Raw genomic sequence first — 16,154 nt, forward strand, 5'->3', positions numbered from 1 at the left:
CCTACCGCCGACCGAACTTCTCCAGGTCGGCGGGCGCGCCGGCGAGGATGACGTCGTCGTCGGGGGAGAGCTGGTGATCTGCAAAGGGTGGGGCCCACTGGTTACCGCTGTGCACTGCCACCAGCTGGACGCGGTGCTTCGCCCACAGGCTGTGCCGGTTGAGGGAGTGGTTGACCAGCTCCTTGGGTGCCCGCAGGGTGATCATCGCATAGCCCTGGTCGAATACGGTGTAGTCCTGGAAACGGCCGCTGAGCAGGTGCGCAACTCGGCGACCGGTGTCCCGCTCGGGGCGGACGACGTGGTGCACGCCGACGCGGGTGAGGATGCGGGCGTGGGCATCAGAATCCGCCTTGGCCCAAATGTCCTTGACCCCAAGTTCCACGAGGTTGGACGCGGTCAGGATCGAGGCTTCGAGGCTGCTACCAATGCCGATGACGACCTGCTGGAAATCCTTCACTCCGAGCTGCTTGAGCGCCTCGGGGTCGGTGGCGTCAGCGATGAATGAGTCGGTGAGGTGGGGGTCGCTGTCGTGCAGTAGCTTCTCGTCGACGTCGATGCCGAGGACGTCGACGCCGTGGCTGTGGAGCTCCTCGGCCATGGCGGAACCGAACCGGCCGAGCCCAATGATCGCGACCGGTGGCAGATCGATGGGGCGGGCGTTGGGGAGGAGCTTGTCGAGTGGGTTAACCAATGTAGGGCCTTTCTGCAGGATAGGAGTAGTGTTTGCTCGGGGTAGTGGTGGCGAGTGCTGCGACGAGGGTGATGGGTCCGACGCGGCCCATGAACATGAGGACGCAGAGGAGGATCTGCGAGGCACCGCTGAGGTCAGCGGTAATGCCGGTGGAGAGGCCGACGGTGGCGAAGGCGGAGATGACCTCGAAATGGATTTGGTCGGCGCTGAACTGAGAGTTGAACGTACGGAGGCACGCGATAACGAATGTTATGACACCTACCGCCACAGCACCGACGGTGAGAGCCTGGCGGATCACGGTGTGGTCAACGCGACGACCGCCGACGACAGTATCTTTGTCACCCTTAATTTCTGCCACGATCGCCGCGAGCACCACGAAGAACGTGGTGATTTTCAGGCCACCTGCGGTACCGCCGGATCCGCCTCCAATGAACATCAGAATGTCGGTGCCCATCAGGGTATTGGGGGACATCTCGCCAAAGTCCACGGACTGGAAACCAGCGGTACGGGTCGTAATGGACTGAAACACTGCCGCTAGGGCGGCATCCCAGCTGCTCAGCTCGGCGAATGCATGATTGCGCTCGAGCACCCAGAACATGACGAAGCCGCCGATGAGGAGTACCGCAGTGCCATCAAGAGTGATCCGAGCGGTCATAGACAGCCGCGGCGGTTTCCTTCGCTGCCTGCGCAGGCGCACTCGCGCGATGAGCTCATCGAGCACAGGAAAGCCGAGCCCGCCAAAGACGATCGCCAAGCCGATCGGCAGGACGATCCATGCATCGCCGACATAAGGAATGAGGCTACCGGCGTTCAGCCCGAAACCGGCGTTATTGAAGGCGGAAACGGCGTGGAAGATACCCATCCACGCAGCAGAGCCCAGGCTATCGACATAACCGCCCGTGAACATTCGTATCGCGAGGACGCCCGCAACGAGCAGCTCGCAGATCACTGTGAGAACGATGGCGCCAATAATGGTGGATTTCACGCTGCCGACGGTGAGCGTGCGCCGCTCCGCGACGGTATAAAGCTTAGTTTTCAGCCCTAGTCGGCCACTGAGGATGAGCCCAGCCAAAGACGTCAAGGACATGATCCCGAAGCCACCGATTTGGATGAGGGCCAGAATGACGACCTGCCCGGCGGCAGTAAAACCCGTGCCGGTGTCGCGAACACCCAGCCCGGTCAGCGTCACGGCGGACGTCGCGGTAAAGAAAGCCTCGAGCGGCGAGACGGAGTTACCGTCGGGCGCGGAGAACGGCATCAGCAGCAAGAAAGTGCCGAGCACGATGAGGCTCAAAAACCCGACAGACACGAGGCGCGCCGGATTCTGCGTCAGGGACGCGGATAACCGATTCACCAGAATGATCCTAGACCTGTAGTGGCGCGCACACTAGAGTTTTGTGATCGATTCAGAAACACGGGGCTACAGGGATCATCGCGACATCCGTCGGCAAGCAGCCTGGTCGCTATTGTCCGATAATATACATTATGACACTTTGCTTTTATGGGGCCGGGCCTGCGCCATGCCCCAGCGGCCCCGTCGCAGCAGATGCAACGGGCGCCACCCCCTCGGAACTCTAGGAGTCCTTGGCTCCCTTCAGCTCGGAATCCTCGCCGGGCTCCCAATCAACCTCGAGCTCATCCATGAGCTCCTGGGTCGAGTTTTCGATCTCCGTCGTGGCATCCTCCTCCGAAGACGGCTCCTCGGAGGCCTCTCCGGTGTCGGCAGCGTTCTCCTCAGCCGAGTCCTTCTCGTCCAGATCTTCAGAATCACCGTGGTACTCGCGAGTGAGCGCCTCGGCGAGCTCGTAGTTGCCCACGTTGGACTTCTCCACGATCTTCTTGAGCTCGCGGCTCTCCGAGTCGCTCAGCTCTTCCTCCCCCTCGTGGAACTTATTCACCAGTTCGGTGGCGCGCTCGCGGTACTTAGCCTCGCGCTGGATGCGCACGCGAGACTTGATCCACCAGGCGACGAGCACTGCGATCGTCAGTAGCCCCACCCAGCCGATGATCGGATAGACATTGGCCATCAGCGCTTCGAAGCCGAAGAAGCTCACGCCGAAGCCCACCAGGCAGACACCCAGGAACACCGGACGGTACTTATCGCGGTGATTGGCCGTCAGGCGACGCCCCAGCGCGTAGAACATGCCGATGCAGGTGTTGTAGATCATGATGAAGATAATCACGGCCATCACATAGGACAGCGGGTGATTGATGTGGTCGATCAAGCTCAGCATCGGCACGCTCGAATCCCCGACCACATCGAAGTTCGCGAGCAACACGAAGGTCGCCATCATCAGCATCGTCAGGTAGATCAGACCACCCATAAGGCCGCCTACACCCGCCTCGCGCGGCTTGGTGTTGGCACCGCCGATGACCAGGGCCATCGAGAGCCCCAGCAGCAGCGCGAGCCCCGTGTAGTTCAGCGCAGACAGCCACCACGGGCTAATCGGCGATTCCGCCCCCTGGGCCAACTGCCCCATTTCCGCCATGTCATCCGGCAGGTTGAACAGCGTGTAGCCGAAGGCGAAAAGCACCGCGATGATGATCAGCGGCGTCACCGTCGAAATGATGCTGGAAACTTTGTCGACGTCCATCAACCCGGTGATCATCACCAGGATCAGCATGATCAGCGAGCCGACCCAGGCGGGCCAGCCGAACTGCTGCTCCAGGTTGGACCCCGCCCCCGCGAGCATCACGAAGCCCACGGCAAACAGCGTGAAGGTCACGCCGAAGTCCAAGAACCTGGAGACGATCGGGTGGGACATGTTTCGGAACACCATGCGGTGCTCCTGCGCCAGGAAATAGCTGCCGAGCTGCAGGATCACTGCCCCGGCGATGGTCATCAGGACTCCGGCGAGCAGCGCGCCCCACAGCGCGGAAAGCCCAAAGGAGCCGAAATATTGAATGACCTCTTGACCAGTCGCGAAACCCGCGCCGACCAGGAGGCCCACAAAGGATAATGCAATTTTAAAAGTGTTTTTCAAAGACACTAATGAGAGCCTCTTTCGTAAATATCACAAATACGAACGCTTCCCAGTATTGCTTAATATTCCCTTATTCTCATATTGCGAAACTGTGTTCGCAGACACAAATCGCCCCCGCATCCCCTGGGTCACGCCAGTTCGCGGGCAAGATCCAGGAGCTTTTTCTCGGCGCCGACATCTCCCACCATTTGCACGCTGGTCGGAAGCCCGTCGCTGCCCTGCCCCATTGGCACGGCTAGCGCCGGCTGACCCGCGACATTCCACATGGCGGTGTAGGCGATCGAGGGCATGCTCAGCAGGGAGGCACGAATGGCTCCCTTCCCCACCAGCAGGTCAGCGCGGCGTGGCCGGTCGGCCACGGTCGGCGTGAGGATCGCATCAATACCCTCGCGGGCCATGATGTCCGAGACCTTGCGCCCAATGGCGGCTGCCTTTTTCTCCGCCCAGGACACCATCTTCGGCGTCATGAGCGCGCCCACCAGCTTGGTCAGTCGGTGGCGCTTTTCGATGCGATCGGGCTTTTCCAGCAGTCCGATTTCGCTCCGGATTCCGGCGAACATGAGGATCAGGAACGGCAGCGTGGGATCCGGCAGCCGAGCAGACAGCGGCCGAACCTCCACCCCCTGCGCCTCGAGCTGCGCGGTGGCACGCTTTCGCGCCTCGCGATTGGCCGTGGCCACCGGGATGAACGGCGTGCTCGAGCGGTCCAGCCACGCAACCCGCCAGGGCCTCTCCCCTTCGTGTCCACGCGGTCCGAGTGGAGCAGGATCGTAGTCCTGCAAGACGGACATCATCAGCTCGATGTCCTCCACCGTGCGCGCCATCGGGCCGGACGTCCCCAGGGACTTCCACAGGTCGGTATAGGGGGCGGTGGGCAGCACTCCCCGACCCGGTTTGAGCCCCACCAGCCCGCACATCGCCGCCGGGATTCTCACCGAGCCACCACCATCGCCGCCCATCGCGATCGGCACCATCCCCGCCGCTACCGCTGCGGCGGAGCCCCCAGAGGAGCCACCTGGGGTCCGGGAAAGATCGATCGGGTTGCGGGTCACCCCGTAACCCTGCGAGGAGGTCAGTGGATAAGCGCCGAACTCCGGCATGTGAGTCTTGCCGATGATGATCGCCCCCGCGGCGCGGAGCCGGGCGACGACCGCGGAGTCTGCGGTCTTCGGCGTGTGGTTCGCGCGGGTTCCAAAACTCGTCACCGCACCAGCGACATCGAGCTCCTCCTTAATGGCTACGGGGACGCCGTGGAGAGCTCCACGCTCCGAGGGATCAAGCTGGTCGAGCGCTGAAGCTGCCCGCAGGGCGTCTTCCGCAAAGACCTGGCTGAAAGCGTTGATGAACGCGTCTCGCTCCTCAATCCTTTCGAGGGCTGCGCGCACCCCTTCCACCGCCGAACGCTCCGCGACCCTCGCGCGCCACTGGTGCGCGTCGAGCTCGTGCCACGGGGCGTCCCCGACGTTTCCATGACGGGCACTGGCGTTGTTTTCCTGAGGCGCCATCTCCACTCACCGCTTTCTTTCGATCTATTTCCAGCTCCTGATCCCCCGCGCTACAGCGGGGCACAGCGCTCACCCGGTCACCCCACCCGGCGTGAGCCCTGCCACCCTCGGGTCGCGCTATGCCCCAGCGCCGGCCTTAGGCAGCGTGTACCTCAGCTGCTCGCCGACCCGCTTTCCGGAGTGGATGCAGCCGCCGAGGAAGGTTCCCTCCAGCGCGTTCTGGCCGTGCATACCGCCACCACCGAAGCCCGCGACCTCGCCGACCGCGTAGAGCCCCGGCAGGACTTCCCCATCGTTGGTGAGGCAGCGCCCAGCCAGGTCGGTCTCGATCCCGCCCAGGGTCTTTCGGGTCAGCACACTCAGACGCACGGCAATCAACGGCCCGTGCTTCGGGTCCATCAGCTCATGTGGCGAAGCACAGCGCACCACCTTGTCGCCCAGATACTGGCGTGCGGTGCGGATGTAGTTGATCTGATAGTCCTTGGAGAACTTATTCTCGATCTGGCTATCCCGATCCTCGATCTGGCGGCGCAGCTCGGCCTCGTCGACCTGTGGCTTATCCGGCCCGACCAGCTCGTTCATCTTCTTGACCAGGCTGCTGAGGTCGTCCGCGATCACCCAGTCCTCGCCGTGATCCATGAAGGCCTGCACGGCGACCTGCATGCCGGAGCCGAGCTTGGAGAGCAGCTTCTTTACGCTCTTGTCCGTGAGGTCCGGGTTCTGCTCGGAGCCGGAGAAGATGAACTCCTTGGCGGCGATGGTCTTGTTCAGGATGAACCAGCTGTAGCCCATCCCGGTGCGCCCAATATGGCTCAGTGCCGCGAGGTTATCGCCGCCCGGAATGAGGGTGCTGGGCAGCCGCTGCCCCGCAGCGTCCAGCCACATCGCGCTGGGACCTGGGATGATTCGGATGCCGTGGCCTGGCCAGATGGAGTTCCAGTTGTGCATGCCCTCCGGGTAGTGCCAGGTCCGGTCGGTGTTCACGAGGTTCGCGCCCGCAGTTTCGGAGATGCCGATCATGCGGCCGTCGACGTGGGCCGGCACGCCGGTGACCATGTCCTCCGGGGCGGGTCCCCAGCGGTCCGTCGGCCAGCGCTTGCGCACCAGGTCGAGGTTTCCGCCAATTCCGCCCGAGGCGACGACGGTGCCCGCCGCCCGGAACTCGAACTCACCCACCGCTGTTCGGGAGGACGCCTCGCCGCGCGGGAGGTCCGTGGCTTCCAGGACCGTGCCACGCACGCCCTCGATCCGGGTGCGCCCGTCGGCCCCGGATCCCGTGATCAGCTCGTCGACGCGGTGACGGAACTCGAAGCGGATGCGACCCTCCTGTTCCAGCTTCTCGACCTGCTCGCGGAAGACGCGGACGACCTCCGGTCCGGTCCCCCAGGTCAGGTGGAAACGCGGCACGCTGTTGCCGTGCCCGGAGGCGTCGCCGGAGCCGCGCTCCGCCCAGCCGACGGTGGGCAGGACGTTGAGCCCCAGGTTCTTCAGGTAGCTGCGCTTCTCGTTGGCGGCGAAGCGGACGTACTCCCGGCCCCAGGCCTTCGGCCAGCGGTCGTTCGGGGTGTCTTCGAATTGCGCGGAGTTCTCCCAGTCTCGCCAGGCGAGGTCTTCGCTGTCCTTGACCCCCATGAGCCGCTGCTCCGGGCTGTCGACGTAGAACAGGCCGCCGAGGGACCAGAACGCCTGTCCGCCGAGGTTATTACGGTTTTCCTGGTCCAGAATGAGGACGTTCAACCCGCTCGTTGCGGCCTCGTATGCGGTGACAAGGCCTGCCAGGCCTGCGCCGACGACGATGACGTCCGGATTCCACTGCGTGCTCAAACTGTCCTCCCCTTATCTACGGGCATCTGCCTCGGCTCCACGGGATCGTGGGGCGCGAATATAGATGGTTAGTTTAGGCAAAGGACATTGCTGTGTGCGTGAATTGCGAAATTTCCATCAACCCCTCGCGCGACCGACCCCGCCTCGCGCTAATGGCGGTGGCGAATAACGAACTGCATGCAGTCGATGTCGCCGGCGTCCACGAGAGCCTGGTGCAGCGCGAGCTGGAAGTCCCAGAGGCGGCGATAGATCGCGTCGAAGCCCGCGGCAGCAGCCTGTCGCTCGCGGGAAGCGAAGTGGGCACGCCACATCGGCAGGGTCGCCGCGAGGTGCGGCCCCAGGTGATTTTCGGCGACGACGTCCAGCCCGGCGGCGAAGATGTGCTGGCGGATCAGTGCCGCCGGCGAGTATTCCAGCGCGGGCCAGATGTAGCCACGCACCACGTCGAGGGATTCCCGCGCGGTATCGCGCATCTGCGGGGTGGCGACCAGGGTCTGCACCACGGCCACGCCCCCGTCCGCGAGGAGCCTATCCACGGCCCGGAAGAAGTGCCCAAGGCCACCTCGCCCCAGGGTTTCCAGCCGCTCGGTGGAGAAGATCGCGTCGTATTCGCCTGCCCATTGCCGCGGCGAGGGTACCGGGCCACTGATCAGCTCGACGCGCACGCCGCCGGCTACGCCGGCCTGGCGCACACGGGAGCGCACCACCTCGGCGTGCTCCTCATCGGAGGTCAGCACACTCACCGAGGCGCCCCGCTGGGCCGCGAGAATCGCTAGCTGACCGCCGGAACTCGAGAGTTCGAGGACGCGGTCGCCCGGGCCAACATTCGCCTCGTCCAGCATCAGATTGATGCGGCGCAGCTGCCCGGAGTTGAGGTCCTGGCGCTGCGCGTCGGCGGGCTTGAGGTACCAGGTTTCATCAAGAGTGACGGGCTGCTCCGGCTTGCTGAGTCGGCGGCGCACACCTGCCAAACCGCGGGGCTCGGGATTCTCCTCGTCATCCACTAGAGTCTCCCCGGTCCTGCGGTCGACCTGCACGGTTTCCGTGGTGCGGGCGGCAGAGGCAAACAACGCAGTGGCGGTGGCGCGGGTGGCTCCCGCGTACAGCTCCACGAGACCGTCGGGCAGCTCGCCGGCACGCACCGAGCCGAAGTTATGTCGCGGCTTGAGCGGGCTAATGCCACCGAGCAGGGTGTTCATTGGAGCCTCGAGGGGCTGGCTGAGAAGAACCTCCAGCACCTTGACCAGCGGATCGGCCCGCCACTCCCCGATCAGATAGCTTTCCGCGAGCCCCAGCCAGCCTTGGGCGACCACCCGGTCGAGCATGAGCCCGTCGCGTACCTCGAGGTAGGTCTCGTCCTTGGAGTCGAAGGAGACCCCCTCATCGTCCAAGAGTTTTTCCAGTCGCTCGCGAAATGCCTCGGATCGCTTGCCGAGGAACCGGCCGCGGGGCAGCTCAGCGAGGTGCGGCCACCGCTCGGGGTCGATATAGGGGTCGAGAGAGAAACGCTCCACGGGAACTATCAGACACTCCTCTCCCGGTGCTCGCGGGGCCGACTCGGCCATTCGCGGTGAAGTTATCCCTAAAGTTAGCCGATATTGTGGCCCAAACGGGGTATTAACACTCAGGAAGCAACTCATATCAGGTGGATCCCGGAAGTGCTTTAGAAGGCCTTAAGCATTAGGATTGTTGAAGCACGCTTCGTGAGGATCTCACAGGGTCCGTATATCAGCGAGAACTTGAATACAAAAACCAAAAATATTGTGCTGAGGAGCATTAGTTTCTTATGACCACCAACTCCCTTGGTCCAGCAGGTAAGCGCCACCACGTCGTCATCATCGGCGGCGGTTTCGGCGGTCTGTTCGCGGCAAAGAAGTTCAAGGGCAAGGACATCGCGGTCACCATCATCGACCGCACCAACCACCACCTGTTCCAGCCACTGCTGTACCAGGTCGCGACCGGTATCCTGTCTGAAGGTGAGATCGCACCTTCCATCCGCCAGCTGATGGCGGACGACGAGAACATCCGCGTGATCAAGGGCGAGGTCCGCAACATCGACATCGACGGCCAGAACGTCACCGCGGACCTGGGCGGCAAGGAAGCTGTCATCGAGTACGACTCCCTGATCCTCGCTGCGGGCGCTGCACAGTCCTACTTCGGTAATGACCACTTCGCCGAGTTCGCGCCGGGCATGAAGTCCGTCGACGATGCCCTGGAGATCCGTGCCCGCGTCACCGGCGCCTTCGAGCGCGCCGAGATCACCACTGACCCGGAGGAGCGCCGCCGCCTGCTGAACTTCGTCGTCGTCGGCGCGGGCCCGACCGGCGTGGAGCTGGCTGGTCAGCTGGCTGAGATGGCGCACCGCACCCTCGCCAAGGAGTTCCGCGAGGTTGACACCAACGACGCCCGCATCATCCTCATCGACGGTGGCCCGCAGGTTCTGCCTCCGTTCGGCAAGCGCCTGGGCCGCAAGGCTCGCCGCAAGCTTGAGGATCTTGGCGTCGAGGTCGTCCTGAACTCCCTGGTCACTAACGTGGACCGTGAGGGCGTGACCTACAAGAACATGAAGACGGGCGAGGAGTCCTCGATCCCGAGCTACGCCAAGATCTGGTCCGCCGGTGTGGCCGCTTCCCCGCTGGGCAAGCACGTCGCCGACCAGGCTGGTGTGGAGTCCGACCGCGCGGGCCGCGTCATGGTCAACGAGGACCTGACCCTGGGCGAGCACAAGAACGTCTTCCTGATCGGCGACATGATCAACCTCAACGGCCTGCCGGGCGTGGCCCAGGTCGCTATGCAGGGTGGTCAGTACGCTGCGAAGACCATCATCGACGAGATCGAGAACGGCACCAGCCCGGAAGCTCGCGCCCCGTTCGACTACTTCGACAAGGGCTCCATGGCGATCGTCTCCCGCTTCAACGCTGTGGTGAAGATCAACAAGGCCGAGGTCTCCGGCTTCATCGGTTGGCTGATGTGGCTGGCCCTGCACCTGCTGTACCTGGTCGGCTTCCGCAACCGCGCGATCGCCGCGTTCAGCTGGGGCCTGAACTCCGTTTCCCGCCGCCGCTGGCAGCTGGTTGCTACCCGCCAGCAGCTGCACGCCCGTAACGCGCTGAACAAGCTGCGCAAGCTGGAGGACGAGAAGGGCATCCGCTCCCTCGAGGTGCGCGATAACCTTAAGTTCGGCGAGGGGCGCGATACCCCGGCTGACGCCGACTAGTTCCCGCGCTGGCGCCCGAGGGCGCTAGAAAAGCTCGATCCCCGGCCCCACCTTCGTGGTGGGTGGCCGGGGATTTTTGCTTGGCGTTAACTCACTTATTCATCACGGCGGTCTTCAGCATGGTCAGGGCCAGCAGCTTCCCGGTCTCCTCATTGCGGTGCTCGACGCGCCACAGGTGGGAGGTCGACCCCAGGTGCTCAGCGGTCGCGGTGGAGACGATGACGTCGCCGGCCTTCGATGGCCGCAGGAAGTCGGTGTTGTTGTTCGTTCCGACGACGATCGGGCCCGCGCCCGCGGCAACAAAGCTGGCCATGCTGGCTGCGGTCTCCCCCAGCGTGGCGTAGATGCCCCCGTTGGTGATCCCCCAAGGCTGCAGGTGGATCGGTTGCACCTCAAGGCGCAGGGTGAGGGAATGAGGTGCTACCTCGGTGTAGCGAACACCCAGTGCCTCTTCCAATCCGTTGGTGGCGGTCATAATTCCGTTGAGGGTGTCGAGCTCTTCACCGGTGAGCTTACGCTGGCCGGCAGTGCTGCTGAGCTCCAGCATGGTCTTCACATGTTCGTTCATGCCAATAGATTAACCACTAAGCATCGGGGTAAACTGGGAAATCATGAGTAAACCTTCGGCACCGAATCTTTCCTCGAATCAGGCACCCGCAGGCGCACCAGATGGCGAGCTCGCCCAGATCGGCGTGATCGGCCTGGCGGTGATGGGGTCCAACATCGCCCGCAACTTCGCGAATCACGGCCACACCGTGGCGGTTTTCAACCGCACTTTCGCCCGCACCGAGGGCTTCATGGAGAACTTCGGCGAGCAGGGTTCTTTCATCCCAGCCGAGACTTTGGAAGCCTTCGTGGCTTCCCTCGAAAAGCCGCGCCGCGCGCTGATTATGGTGCAGGCCGGCCCCGCCACCGATGCCATGATCGAGCAGCTCGCCGATCTCATGGACCCGGGCGACATCATCATCGATGGTGGCAACGCCCTGTACACGGACACGATCCGCCGCGAGAAGGAGATCTCCGCGCGCGGCCTGCACTTCGTCGGCACCGGTATCTCCGGCGGCGAGGAGGGCGCCCTGAACGGCCCGGCGATCATGCCTGGCGGCACCGCCGAGGCCTACGAGTCCCTGGGCCCGCTGCTGGAGTCCATTTCCGCGAAGGTTGATGGCGAGCCGTGCTGCGCGCACATCGGCCCGGACGGCGCCGGCCACTTCGTCAAGATGGTCCACAACGGCATCGAGTACGCGGATATGCAGGTCATCGGCGAGGCTTACCACCTGCTGCGTTACGGGGCGGGGCTGAGCCCGAAGGAGATCTCCGAGGTCTTCCGCGAGTGGAATACCGGCGAGCTGGAGTCCTACCTCGTGGAGATCACCGCGGAGGTCCTGGCGCAGGTCGATGCCGAAACCGGCAAGCCGCTGGTGGACATCATCGTGGACGCTGCTGGCCAGAAGGGCACGGGCCGCTGGACTGTGAAGTCCGCCTGCGACCTGGGCATCCCGGTCACCGGTATCGGTGAGGCGGTGTTTGCCCGCGCGCTCTCCTCTGATGGCCCTGCGCGCCAGGCCGCCCAGGGCAAGCTCGCCTCCGGTGAGCTGGCTACCCCAGTGGACCCCGCCCAGCGTGCGGACTTCATCGAGGACGTCCGCCGCGCGCTGTACGCGTCGAAGATGGTCGCCTATGCCCAGGGCTTCGACCAGATCCTCGCGGGTTCGGAGGAATACGGTTGGGACGTCGACCCCCGGGACCTTGCCCGCATCTGGCGCGGTGGCTGCATCATCCGCGCCCGTTTCCTCAACCGCATCGTCGATGCCTACGAGGCTGACCGGCAGCTGCCGTCCCTGCTGCTGGATGAGTACTTCCTGGAACAGATGTCTGGTCTGGTGGATTCGTGGCGCCGTGTCGTCGGGACCGCGACCGCCCAGGGGCACCCAGTTCCGGTGTTCGCCTCGTCGCTCTCCTACTACGACTCCCTGCGTGCCCAGCGCCTGCCGGCCGCGCTGATTCAGGGCCAGCGCGACTTCTTCGGCGCCCACACCTACGGCCGCGTGGATAAGCCTGGTGCCTTCCACACCCTCTGGTCCGGCGACCGCAGCGAGGTCGAGGCTTAAGTGCCGTCGCCTGACCCCGAGCCGCCGTCTTCCCAGCCCGAGTTTCGATCGCTCGGGCTACCACTAGCGCTCGCCCAGTCCCTGCAGCGCGCGGGGCTGCGTGAAGCCTTTCCCATCCAGGCCAGCGTGATCCCCTCCGCCGTTGAGGGCAAGGACGTGCTGGCCAGCGCTCCGACCGGCTCGGGCAAAACGCTCGCCTTCGGGCTGCCCATGCTGGCCCGGTTGAGTTCCGGGGATCTGCCTCGTGCCACGCGGCCGGGCAATCCCCGCGGCGTGGTGCTCTGCCCCACCCGCGAACTCGCGGAACAGGTCTTCGAGAACCTGGACCCGCACGCCGCAGCGCTGGGGCTGCGAGCACTTGTCCTGGTGGGAGGGGTCAAGGTGCGGGCTAACCTCACCTCCCTCGCCCGCACGGTGGATATCGTCGTTGCCACCCCGGGCCGGCTGAACGACCTTATTGAGCGCCGAGCGATCAGCCTGGAGCACTGCGCGGTCACCGTCGTGGACGAGGCCGACCACATGGCTGACCTGGGCTTCCTTCCCCAGGTGCAGGCTATCCTCGAACGCACTCCGAGGGGCAGCCAGCGGCTGCTCTTCTCCGCGACCCTGGATGGCGAGGTCGCGGCCCTGGCCGAGGGCTGGACTCATAACCCGGTCCGCATCGAGGCCGAAGGCACACACTCGGGCGCAACATCCGCCCCGGGCCCCACCACGGCCAGCGTGAGGCACCAGGCCGAGGTAAACGCTCGCCCCACGGGCCCTCGCCCAACTCCACGTGCAACCGAGGACCTGGCCTCCCCGGTGGAATTCCTCCTCAGCGAGGTTGCCGATAACGGTCAGCGTCAGGCAGCGGTCCGCGCGATCGCCCGCAAGGTACCCCGCGTGATTTTCTTCGTGCGTACCACTCATGCGGTGACGCGCTGGGCGAAGTACCTCTCGGCGGGCGGGATCAAAGTCTCCGCATTGCATGGTAATCGCGGCCATCAGTCCCGCCAGCGAGCGCTGGCGGACTTCCGGGAGGGCAAGGTGCGCGTGCTTGTTGCCACCGATATCGCAGCCCGGGGCATCGATGTGCCCGGCGTGCAGGCCGTCGTGCACATCGACCCACCGCGGGACCCCAAGGCGCTCGTACACCGCTCGGGCCGTACGGGCCGCGCGGGTGCGTCCGGCACGGTCGCCCTGCTTGCCTTCCCCGACCAGGTTCGCGAAGTTTCGACCATGATGCGGGCCGCTAACCTGGGCTACGAGAAAGTCGAGTCCACCAGGCTCGTCCGCCGGATTCTCCGTGAATAACCACCACCGCCCCGGGTCCCCGGGGCACGCGCAACCCACCACCCACTCACTCCTCGCCAAGGACAACTTCTCAAGAATATGGACATACTGCTGAGCATTCTCGGCCTCGCGGGCTTCATTGCACTGACCGCGGGCACCGGGCTGTTCGTCGGGATCGAGTTCGCCATCACCGGTCTCGAAAGATCGACCATCGACCAACACGTTAAGGAAAAGAAGGACGGCCCGGCACGCCTTATCCAAAAGGCTCACGGCGAGCTCTCGCTGCTGCTTTCCGGAGCCCAGCTGGGCATCACGATCACGACCCTGGCCACTGGCTTCCTCGCCGAACCGATCCTGGCGAAGTTCTTCACCCCGATGCTGGACCTATTCGGCATCCCGCACTCCGCCTCGATGGCGATCGCGCTGACCCTCGCCGTCATCCTGGCCACTGCCCTCTCCATGATCTTCGGCGAGCTAGTGCCGAAGAACTTGGCGATCACCGACCCGATCAAGGTCGCGCGCTTCACCATCCGCCCGGTGTGGGCCTTCAACCAGTTCTTCCGTGGCTTCATCTCTTGGCTGAACAACCTCGCCAACTTTGTACTGCACCGCTTCGGCATCGAGCCGGCCGACGAGCTGGCCAGCGCGCGTAGCCCGAAGGAGCTTGCCGCGATCGTGAAGTCCTCCGCCGGGACCGGCGAGTTCACGCAGGCCAAGGCTCAGATCCTGGACCGTTCCCTGCGATTCCGGGACATCTCGGCCGACGACATCATGACGCCGCGCTCCACCGTCGAGTCGCTGGATGAAGAGGACACCGCCGACAAGCTGATCCTGCTCGCAATGGAGACCGGTCACTCTCGCTTCCCCGTCACCCGCGGCGATTTGGACGACACGATCGGCGTCGTCCATGTCAAGGACGCGGTCGCGCTGCAGCCGGAGCGGCTGGCGACGACCACCGTCAAGCGTCTCGCCCGCCCCGTCCCCACCGTCCCAGAAAGCCTGGGCGGGGAGGCCGTCCTGCAGAGCGTGCGTTCCGCCGGTTCGCAGCTCATCCTCGTCGCGGACGAGTACGGCGGCACCTCCGGCATCATCACTATCGAGGACGTCGTCGAGGAAATCGTCGGCGAGGTCTGGGATGAATACGACGATAAGGACGAGGACGCCGAGGTCCGCCGCACCGGGCAGATGTGGGAGATGTCCGGCTTGGTCCGTACCGACGAGATCTTCGAGGAGGTCGGCTACACCGCCCCGGACGGCCCCTACGAGACCCTCGGTGGGCTCGTGATGTCGGCCCTGGGCAGGGTGCCGCAGGAGGGCGACCAGGTGGTCCTCCCCCGCTCCGAGCGGGAACTCCGGGACTCGTTTGAAAGCGGTCTGAACAACCGCTGGTTGGCCCGCGTGATCTCGATGGATAAACACCGCGTCGACCGGGTGATCCTGAGCCCGATCACCGAGGAGCAGGCCGCAGAGTACATCGACGAGGAGGGTGAGAACTAATGGGTGATTTGTGGGGCATTCTTCTTGCCGCTTTTCTGATCCTGGTCAACGCCTTCTTCGTGGCGGTGGAGTTCGCGCTGATCTCCTCCCGCAAGGACCGCCTGGACTCGATGATCGCCTCGGGTAACCAGCGGGCGAAGAAGGTCCGCTACGCCGTCGAGCATCTGACCATCATGCTGGCGGGCGCGCAGTTCGGTATCACCATCGCCTCCGTCCTGTTGGGCATGATCGGCGAGCCGGCGATCGCCCACCTCATCGAGGCCCCGCTGGCGGCTCTGGGGCTGCCGGAGAGTTTCGTCCACCCGATCGGCTTTACCATTGCGCTGCTGCTGATCACGATGCTGCACATCGTGCTGGGCGAGATGGTGCCGAAGAATATCGCGCTCGCTGGACCGGAGACGGTGGGTACGTACCTGGTTCTGCCGCACCTGGCATTCGTTAAGGTCACGCACCCGATCATGGTCGTGCTGAACTGGATGGCCCGCACCGTGCTGCACGCCTTCGGTGTCGAGCAGAAGGATGAGCTGGACTCCACGGTCTCGCCGCACGAGTTGGCGAACATGATCGCGGAGTCCCGTTCCGAGGGGCTGATCGCCGCCGACGAGGCGGACCGCATCTCCAACGCTTTGGCTAGTTCCCGCCGCGCGATGGGCGAGGTCCTCATCCCCCGTGAGGATGTCTACGCCCTGCCCTTCGGTGCGTCCGGACCGACGGTCATGGAGGTGCACCGGGCGGTGGTGGAGACGGGTTTTTCCCGCTTCCCTGTCGCCGATTCGAACGGCACCTGGTTGGGTTACGTGCACGTCAAGGACGCGCTGGACGACTTCCTCGCCGACCGCGACGTCGCCGTCCCCATCCGCCCGCTGATCACCGTGACGAGCACGCAGAACTTCGACCTGGCGATGCGCGCGATGCGCGTGAACTCCTCGCACGTGGCCGCGGTCGTGGAGAACGGGCGCACCATCGGTCTGGTGATGCTGGAGGACATCATCGAGGAGCTCGTGGGCACTGTCCGCGACTGGACCCACGACTAGAAGCACTAGATCCACCCGA

At 64.4% G+C, this 16,154-nt stretch carries 12 protein-coding genes; 5 read left to right on the top strand and 7 right to left on the bottom strand.

The genetic code is table 11. The annotated features are described in order from the left end of the window. Position 1: 1 nt before the first annotated feature. The 6 genes from CU_RS05320 to CU_RS05340 all read right to left on the bottom strand — a co-directional run bounded on the left by CU_RS05320 (position 2) and on the right by CU_RS05340 (position 8,644). The gene (locus tag CU_RS05320; RefSeq protein WP_231837611.1) at positions 2-691 is read right to left on the bottom strand and encodes a potassium channel family protein; all 690 of its coding nucleotides are present in this window, start codon (positions 689-691) and stop codon (positions 2-4) included. After that, positions 684-2,045, bottom strand: a complete 1,362-nt coding sequence (locus tag CU_RS10935) for a TrkH family potassium uptake protein (protein ID WP_012360306.1) — start codon at positions 2,043-2,045, stop codon at positions 684-686. The genes CU_RS05320 and CU_RS10935 overlap by 8 nt, the downstream gene beginning before the upstream one ends. Positions 2,046-2,265: 220 nt before the next feature. After that, the gene (locus CU_RS05325) at positions 2,266-3,681 is read right to left on the bottom strand and encodes a YkvI family membrane protein (RefSeq protein ID WP_012360307.1); all 1,416 of its coding nucleotides are present in this window, start codon (positions 3,679-3,681) and stop codon (positions 2,266-2,268) included. Positions 3,682-3,803: 122 nt separating this feature from the next. After that, on the bottom strand, positions 3,804-5,180 hold the full coding sequence (locus tag CU_RS05330) for an amidase family protein (protein WP_012360308.1): 1,377 nt from the start codon (positions 5,178-5,180) through the stop codon (positions 3,804-3,806). A 117-nt stretch (positions 5,181-5,297) separates the two neighbouring features. Beyond that, complete coding sequence (locus tag CU_RS05335) at positions 5,298-7,004, bottom strand: FAD-binding dehydrogenase (protein ID WP_012360309.1); 1,707 nt, start codon at positions 7,002-7,004, stop codon at positions 5,298-5,300. 149 nt (positions 7,005-7,153) lie between these two features. Further along, positions 7,154-8,644, bottom strand: coding sequence for a class I SAM-dependent methyltransferase (locus CU_RS05340; protein ID WP_012360310.1), 1,491 nt, complete (start codon positions 8,642-8,644; stop codon positions 7,154-7,156). A 146-nt stretch (positions 8,645-8,790) separates the two neighbouring features. On the opposite strand from CU_RS05340, the gene CU_RS05345 reads away from it, so the two are divergent. Further along, complete coding sequence (locus CU_RS05345) at positions 8,791-10,221, top strand: NAD(P)/FAD-dependent oxidoreductase (RefSeq protein ID WP_012360311.1); 1,431 nt, start codon at positions 8,791-8,793, stop codon at positions 10,219-10,221. 91 nt (positions 10,222-10,312) lie between these two features. Here the strand turns inward: CU_RS05345 and CU_RS05350 are convergent, their stop codons facing one another. Further along, the gene (locus CU_RS05350; RefSeq protein WP_012360312.1) at positions 10,313-10,789 is read right to left on the bottom strand and encodes a PaaI family thioesterase; all 477 of its coding nucleotides are present in this window, start codon (positions 10,787-10,789) and stop codon (positions 10,313-10,315) included. A 43-nt stretch (positions 10,790-10,832) separates the two neighbouring features. On the opposite strand from CU_RS05350, the gene gndA reads away from it, so the two are divergent. The 4 genes from gndA to CU_RS05370 all read left to right on the top strand — a co-directional run bounded on the left by gndA (position 10,833) and on the right by CU_RS05370 (position 16,135). After that, complete coding sequence (gene gndA / locus CU_RS05355; protein ID WP_012360313.1) at positions 10,833-12,332, top strand: NADP-dependent phosphogluconate dehydrogenase; 1,500 nt, start codon at positions 10,833-10,835, stop codon at positions 12,330-12,332. Beyond that, positions 12,333-13,625: a DEAD/DEAH box helicase gene (locus tag CU_RS05360; RefSeq protein WP_012360314.1), complete on the top strand. Its 1,293-nt coding sequence runs from the start codon at positions 12,333-12,335 to the stop codon at positions 13,623-13,625. 78 nt (positions 13,626-13,703) lie between these two features. Beyond that, entirely contained in the window at positions 13,704-15,101 is a 1,398-nt protein-coding gene (locus CU_RS05365; protein ID WP_012360315.1) for a hemolysin family protein, read from the top strand. Further along, positions 15,101-16,135, top strand: coding sequence for a hemolysin family protein (locus tag CU_RS05370; RefSeq protein ID WP_012360316.1), 1,035 nt, complete (start codon positions 15,101-15,103; stop codon positions 16,133-16,135). The genes CU_RS05365 and CU_RS05370 overlap by 1 nt, the downstream gene beginning before the upstream one ends. The last annotated feature ends 19 nt before the right edge of the window (positions 16,136-16,154 follow it).

The sequence above is a fragment of the Corynebacterium urealyticum DSM 7109 genome (assembly GCF_000069945.1).
In the GTDB taxonomy this organism is placed as follows: Bacteria; Actinomycetota; Actinomycetes; order Mycobacteriales; family Mycobacteriaceae; genus Corynebacterium; species Corynebacterium urealyticum.

Coding starts and splice junctions, on each gene's coding strand:
- CU_RS05330 (WP_012360308.1), bottom strand. CDS start 5,180: ATGGCGCCTCAGGAAAACAACGCCAGTGCCCGTCATGGAAACGTCGGG.
- CU_RS05345 (WP_012360311.1), top strand. CDS start 8,791: ATGACCACCAACTCCCTTGGTCCAGCAGGTAAGCGCCACCACGTCGTC.
- CU_RS05340 (WP_012360310.1), bottom strand. CDS start 8,644: ATGAGTTGCTTCCTGAGTGTTAATACCCCGTTTGGGCCACAATATCGG.
- CU_RS05350 (WP_012360312.1), bottom strand. CDS start 10,789: ATGAACGAACATGTGAAGACCATGCTGGAGCTCAGCAGCACTGCCGGC.
- CU_RS05365 (WP_012360315.1), top strand. CDS start 13,704: ATGGACATACTGCTGAGCATTCTCGGCCTCGCGGGCTTCATTGCACTG.
- CU_RS05370 (WP_012360316.1), top strand. CDS start 15,101: ATGGGTGATTTGTGGGGCATTCTTCTTGCCGCTTTTCTGATCCTGGTC.
- gndA (WP_012360313.1), top strand. CDS start 10,833: ATGAGTAAACCTTCGGCACCGAATCTTTCCTCGAATCAGGCACCCGCA.